A 6,007-nucleotide genomic window follows, 5' to 3' on the forward strand; every position below is an offset into this window, starting at 1 on the left:
CGCTCTACATGCCGGCGATGGTGGCTCTGTATCGGACCGATTGGGGCAAACGCTTCCGGCAACGACTCGCCGCTCACGGCAAAGCGCCCAAACTCATCATCGGCGCCATGATGCGAAAACTCGCCCATGTTGCCTTCGGCGTTCTCAAATCCGGAAAACCGTTCGATTCACGACTTCACGGAGCTTGATCCGAATAACAGTATCTACGGAAATCGTTGCACTGCAAGCCCATGGGAACGTTCGCCGGCAATCGGCGTCATTCGACCTCGAAGCCGTTCCCGAAAATCGAATCGCCGCTCGCGCGGATCACCCGGATCGCGTCGATGCGTGCGCTGCCAGCGCTGCCATTGGCGAACACGAGGTCGAGCATGCCGTCGCTGACGTTCACGTCGAACCGGCGGACCGTCGCGGTATCGACGCCCACGCTTGCGATGATGTCGAAATCGTTCAGAACGGTTGCGCCTTCGATTGCGACGTCGAAGATGCGCTGGCCCACGCCGCTGTTGTAGGTGTCGGCAAACTGCAGCTCGACGGTGTAGGCGCCGTCCAATACCGCAATGTGATACGCGAAATCGCCGAAGCGCCAGCTGTTGTAGAGCGTGCCGTCGGCGGTTCCGTTGACTGTGTGGGTCGAGACCTGCGTACTGCCGCCATCGAACGCGGTGTCGGCCGCGAACGACGTGCCATCCGCTGCGGCGTACGCAGCACCGCCAGCGTTGATTGCGACAACCACGCTGCCCGGTTGCGGCGGCGTACCGGTGCGCGTCACGCGAAGCGTGTCGTTGAAAGTGGTGTGGCCTGCATAGTTGGTGGATTCGCTCGGGCTGGTCGCGGTCACGCGAATCAGGTTTGAGCCTTCGGCTAGCGCCACGGAAGCAACGCTCCAGCTGGTGGCGCCGGTCGCGTTTCCGCTGCCGCCACCGACTGCATTCCAGGCAACGCTGTCGATCGTATTGCCATCGTTGTCGGCGATGCCGCTGAGATCAATTATCGATTGATCGGTTGAAAACGCGCCGGCAGTGGTGGGCTGCGTGATCCGCAGGATCGGCGGGGTGATCGTGCTCGGTGATCCGCGTCGCTGCGACACCATCCATGGGAACAACAGCGGATGGCGATACGCGACCGGCCAGATGCCGTGCCCGCCGAGATCGTAGCGGGTGTAGATCGTGCTGGCGCCGGCGTCGCGCAATGCGGCAACGAGCGCGTCGGAACCCGCAACGCCCACGGTTCCATCGTTGTCGGCGTGAAAGAACCAGAACGGTAGCGTGGCCACCGACGGCGCGGGACTGCTGTCTCCGTTGCCGGACATCGGTATTGCGGCGGCGAAGCGTGCGGGTTGCGCGGTGACCGCGCTCCACGTTCCGATGCCCCCCATCGACAGACCGGTGATGTACACGCGATCGGGATCGATGTGATAGCTCTGCGCAATCTGGTCCACAAGGCCGATCGCCGTGGTGAGCGTTGCGCCGCCCCACCAGCCATCGGTTGGACACTGCGGCGCAATCATGAAGATGGGCTGCAGCGCGAGTTGCTCGTCGCCGATCAGTTGCAGCGCGCCGTTGGCGTTGTTGTTGAGCTGCGCCGTGTTGTTGTTGCCGCGTTCGCCCGAGCCGTGCAGGAACAGGATCACTGGATAGGCCTGCGTGCTGTCATAGCCCGGCGGCACGAAATAGCGAAACGGCAGGCTCGCGCCGTCCGTGCTGGTGCCGTAGAGAAAATCCGCCGGAGTGGCGGCGTGGGACATGGAGGAAGCGACCATCAGCAACATCGGCAGCGCCAGCGACTTGAACACGGACATGGCACGCCTCGGGACGATCGGGAAGTGCACGCACGCTAGCATGGGCGCGACGACCAAACCGGACGTCGGTCACGCGTCGCCGTCGTCCGCTGCAACGGGCTGGGCGGCCGCCGCGCATCAGAGGTGCAATGGCCAACACGCTGTCGCGGCGCTTGGCAAATCGCCACGGCGCGGGCAGCCTTGTCACTTTGATCGAATCACCGGAGCGCCCATGACCCTGCCCACTGTCGACACCGAAACCGCACCGAATCCGCGTCACGCGATCATCTGGCTGCACGGCCTCGGCGCTGACGGCAACGACTTTGCGCCGATCGTGCCAGAGCTTGTGGGGCGCGATTGGCCACCGGTGCGCTTCGTGTTTCCACATGCCCCCATGCGTGCCGTCACGATCAACAACGGCGTGCGCATGCGCGCGTGGTACGACATCCTCGGCATGGCGATCGCGCAGAAGCAGGACGAAACGGGCATTCGCGAATCGATCGCCTCGCTTGACGAATTGATCGCGCGCGAGGCCGAGCGCGGCATTCCGCCCGAGCGGATCATTCTCGCCGGCTTCTCCCAGGGTGGCGCGATCGCACTCGCAGGGGGCGTGCGTCATGGAGCCCGCCTCGCCGGCATCGTTGCGTTGTCGACCTACCTGCCGCTCGAGGCGGCCACTGCGGCCGATCGAACGACGGCGAACATGGGCCTTCCGATTTTTTTTGGACATGGCAGCGCAGACCCGATCGTCCCGGAAGCGCTGGGCACGCGCAGCCGCGATGCGCTCGCCCACCTCGGCTATGCGGTCGAATGGCACGGATATCCCATGGCACACCAGGTGTGCGCAGAGGAAATCGACGACTTGCGCTCATGGATCGGGACGCGGTTGCGGGATCCTGGCTGAGCGAGTGGGGTCGTCCTTCCCTCGCGCGGTCGTTGCCTTTCGTCGGAGCGCAAAATGAAGAGCGCCCCCATCCGCCTTCGGAACCTTCCCCCACTGCGCAGGGGAAGGAAAACCGGCGGTTGGGGCATTCGGCGAAGCGAGAGCGTCAACCGCCGAGGACGCGCAGAACTAGGAGAAAGCGCACGCCGCACAAAAAGCGATGCGCTTTTCTTCTTTGTGCCCAAAGCGTTTGTGCCGACGGCCCATCAGCGCGCAGCACATCCGTCCCTTCCCCTGCGCAGCGGGGGAAGGTGCCCGGAGGGCGGAAGGGAGCGCTTTTGATGGGAGCGAATGATCAACTCGCCCCCACTGCGCCGCGTGCAGCTTCCGAGCGTGGCAGAGGAAGGAACGGGGTAAGAGACTCCGACGTCACCTCTTCAACAGCCCGCGGGTGAGCGACACCGACGAGTCGATGTTCGCAACCCTATACTCCGCTGATGAAACCGGGGATTTCGACCAGTCGTTCCACGCGCGCCGATAGCCCGGCAACGAGCTGGCTGCCGCAATTCTGCAGTGCGCCGACGCTGTTCGCCGTGATGGTGGTGGTTGAGCTGGTCGCGCTGGTGATCGTGCTGTCGCCCGATGCGGGAACGCAGCCGTGGCTGCCGCGCGTCGGTGTGGTCAGCCTCTACGTGCAGTGGCTGGCGCTGATGAATTGCGTGGTCCTCTGTTCGATGCGCCGGCCGCTCGAGCGGTTGCCGACACGCACCGGATTTCTGGTGGCGTGGGTCATCAGTATCGCGGTCACCACACTGGCCAGCGCGATCGTGTGCCAGATGGATCTCGCGCTCGATCTCAATCTCAGCGTGCCGGCCGGCTTTGCGCGACGGTTCGTGTTCGACAATGCAGCCATCTGCGCGTTGATCGCGGCAGCGTTGCTGCGCTACCTGTTCGTGCTTGAACAATGGCGCGAACGCGTGCAGGCGGCGTCGAAGGCGCGCTTCGACGCATTGCAGGCGCGCATCCGACCGCACTTCCTTTTCAACAGCATGAACACCATCGCCAGCCTGATCCGCACGCGACCGGACGACGCCGAGCGCGCGGTGGAAAACCTGTCCGATCTGTTTCGGGCGGCCTTGGGTGCCGACGATTCGTTCGGTACTCTGGGCGAGGAGCTGGATCTGATCGGACGCTACCTGCAGATCGAGCGTTTGCGACTGGGTGATCGTTTGCAGATCGCGATGGACGTGACCGACCTGCCGCGCGATCTCGCGGTGCCGCGTCTGTTGCTGCAGCCGCTGGTGGAGAACGCGGTGTATCACGGCATCCAGCCGCGCGCAGACGGCGGAACGGTGCGGGTCACAGGTCGGCGCCTCAATGGCGCGGTGGAGATCGTCGTGCACAATCCGCTGCCGCCGGACGCGCCGGTCGGTCGCAATGGCATCGCCCTTGCCAACACGCGCGCGCGCATCGAGTACCATTTCGGCGCGCGCGCGGAGTTGCGCGTCGAGCCGGGCCCGGAGGCCTACACCGTCACCGTTCGCCTGCCCGAGACGCCGCTGCGATGAAAGTGTTGCTGGTCGATGACGAGCCTCTCGCGCGCGAACGTCTCGCGACGATGCTGGGCGAGCTCGCCGATATCGAGGTGGTCGGCCACGCGGCGAATGGCCGCGATGCGCTCGATGCGGTGGCGCGCCTCCAGCCAGACCTGGTCGTGCTGGACATCCGCATGCCGGTGATGGACGGCCTCGAAGCTGCGCGCCACCTGGGGCTGATGGAAACACCGCCCGGAGTGATTTTCTGCACCGCATTCGAGGATCACGCACTTGCCGCATTCGAGGCGAATGCGGTGGATTATCTGGTGAAGCCGGTGCGCAGCGAACGCCTGCAGGCGGCGCTCGCGAAGGTGCGACGCTGGAGCGGCGAAAAGGCGCGCAGCGTCGAGAACGCGATCGATTCCGGACGCCGCCGCACACATCTGTGCGCGCGCGTGCGCGGCAGCCTTGTACTGGTGCCCGTTGCGGAGATCGATTACCTTCTGGCTGAAGACAAATACGTCATCGTGCATTCGGCAAAAGGCGAAGTGTTGATCGAGGAACCCCTCAAGGCGCTGGAAGACGAATTCGAAGGTCGCTTCGTGCGCATCCACCGCAACTGCCTCGTCGCACTGGCCAAACTCGCCGGGCTGACGCGCGCGCCCGATGGCCGGCTGTTTGCGAACGTTGACGGCGTGGCCACGGCACTCGAAGTCAGCCGGCGCAACCTGCCGCTGTTGCGCAAACTGGTGCGCACCCTGTGAAGACGCTGCGCATCGCCACCCGACAGAGCGCACTTGCACTGTGGCAAGCCGAACACGTTGCCGCGCGGCTGCGCGTGCTGCACACGGGTCTGCTGGTCGAGCTGGTGCCGATGACGACGCGCGGCGACCAGATCCTCGACCGTCCGCTGTCGCAAGTCGGCGGCAAAGGTCTGTTCCTCAAGGAGCTGGAGGTCGCGATGATCGAGCATCGCGCCGACATCGCGGTGCATTCGTTCAAGGATGTGCCGATGGATATCGAGCCGGGGTTTGAGATTGGCGCGGTACTCGATCGCGCGGATCCGGCCGATGCGTTCATCAGTGGACGCTATCGACGTTTCGATGAGTTGCCACACGCGGCGCGGGTGGGGACATCGTCATTGCGCCGTCAGGCGCAGGTGCGCGCGCTGCGTCCGGATCTGCAGTTGGTCGACCTGCGCGGCAACGTCAACACGCGTCTCGCAAAACTCGATGCGGGCGACTATGACGCGATCATCCTCGCGTGTGCGGGAATCGAACGCCTTGGATTCGGTACGCGCATTGCCGCTCGCCTGGCGCCACCCGAGTGGGTGCCCGCGGTTGCGCAGGGTGCCATCGCGGTGGAATGTCGCGTCGGTGATTCCGAGGTGCTCGACCTGGTTGCCGGGCTCAACGATCCATCCACCCACCGCTGCGTCACCGCCGAGCGGGCGATGAATCGCAAACTGCATGGCAGTTGCACGGTGCCGATTGCGGGCTACTGCATCGAGACTGAAAAAGGGCTGGCGCTGTGGGGTCTGGTGGGTGATGCGAAGAATGGACAACTCGTTCGCGCACAGGCCGAGGGCGACGCCGACAATCCACAATCCGTCGGTGAGAAAGTCGCCGAGGGATTGATGGAGCAGGGTGCAGGCGAGATTCTCGCGCGGCTCTAAACAAACAATGTGGGAGCGGCTTCAGCCGCGATGCTTCTGTTGTGAGACCCCCAGCAGAGCATCGCGGCTGAAGCCGTCCTTACAAACGCGCGGGGGTTTGCGGTTTGATGCGACCGCGGACCGAAACAAAAACAGGC

5 protein-coding genes and 1 pseudogene are annotated in these 6,007 nt (G+C 64.4%); 5 read left to right on the plus strand and 1 reads right to left on the minus strand.

Annotated elements, in window-relative coordinates; translation table 11 throughout:
• Positions 1-188: pseudogene (locus ABIV12_RS14315) on the plus strand (IS110 family transposase); the annotation flags it as partial.
• A 68-nt stretch (positions 189-256) separates the two neighbouring features.
• On the opposite strand, the gene ABIV12_RS14320 reads toward ABIV12_RS14315, so the two are convergent.
• Positions 257-1,798: a malectin domain-containing carbohydrate-binding protein gene (locus tag ABIV12_RS14320; protein ID WP_348060477.1), complete on the minus strand. Its 1,542-nt coding sequence runs from the start codon at positions 1,796-1,798 to the stop codon at positions 257-259.
• Between the two features lie 211 nt (positions 1,799-2,009).
• Between ABIV12_RS14320 and ABIV12_RS14325 the strand changes: the two genes are divergently transcribed.
• The 4 genes from ABIV12_RS14325 to hemC all read left to right on the plus strand — a co-directional run bounded on the left by ABIV12_RS14325 (position 2,010) and on the right by hemC (position 5,870).
• A complete protein-coding gene (locus ABIV12_RS14325; protein ID WP_348060479.1) occupies positions 2,010-2,681 on the plus strand; it encodes an alpha/beta hydrolase in 672 nt (223 codons plus the stop codon).
• A gap of 476 nt (positions 2,682-3,157) precedes the next feature.
• Entirely contained in the window at positions 3,158-4,228 is a 1,071-nt protein-coding gene (locus ABIV12_RS14330; protein WP_348060481.1) for a histidine kinase, read from the plus strand.
• Positions 4,225-4,959 carry a LytTR family DNA-binding domain-containing protein gene (locus ABIV12_RS14335; protein WP_348060483.1) on the plus strand — a complete coding sequence of 245 codons (735 nt, stop codon included), beginning with the start codon at positions 4,225-4,227 and terminating at the stop codon, positions 4,957-4,959. The genes ABIV12_RS14330 and ABIV12_RS14335 overlap by 4 nt, the downstream gene beginning before the upstream one ends.
• Positions 4,956-5,870, plus strand: a complete 915-nt coding sequence (gene hemC / locus ABIV12_RS14340; protein WP_348060485.1) for a hydroxymethylbilane synthase — start codon at positions 4,956-4,958, stop codon at positions 5,868-5,870. Before ABIV12_RS14335 ends, hemC begins: the two co-directional genes overlap by 4 nt.
• The last annotated feature ends 137 nt before the right edge of the window (positions 5,871-6,007 follow it).

It is taken from the genome of Dokdonella sp., from assembly GCF_039926425.1.
Classification (GTDB): domain Bacteria; phylum Pseudomonadota; class Gammaproteobacteria; order Xanthomonadales; family Rhodanobacteraceae; genus Dokdonella_A.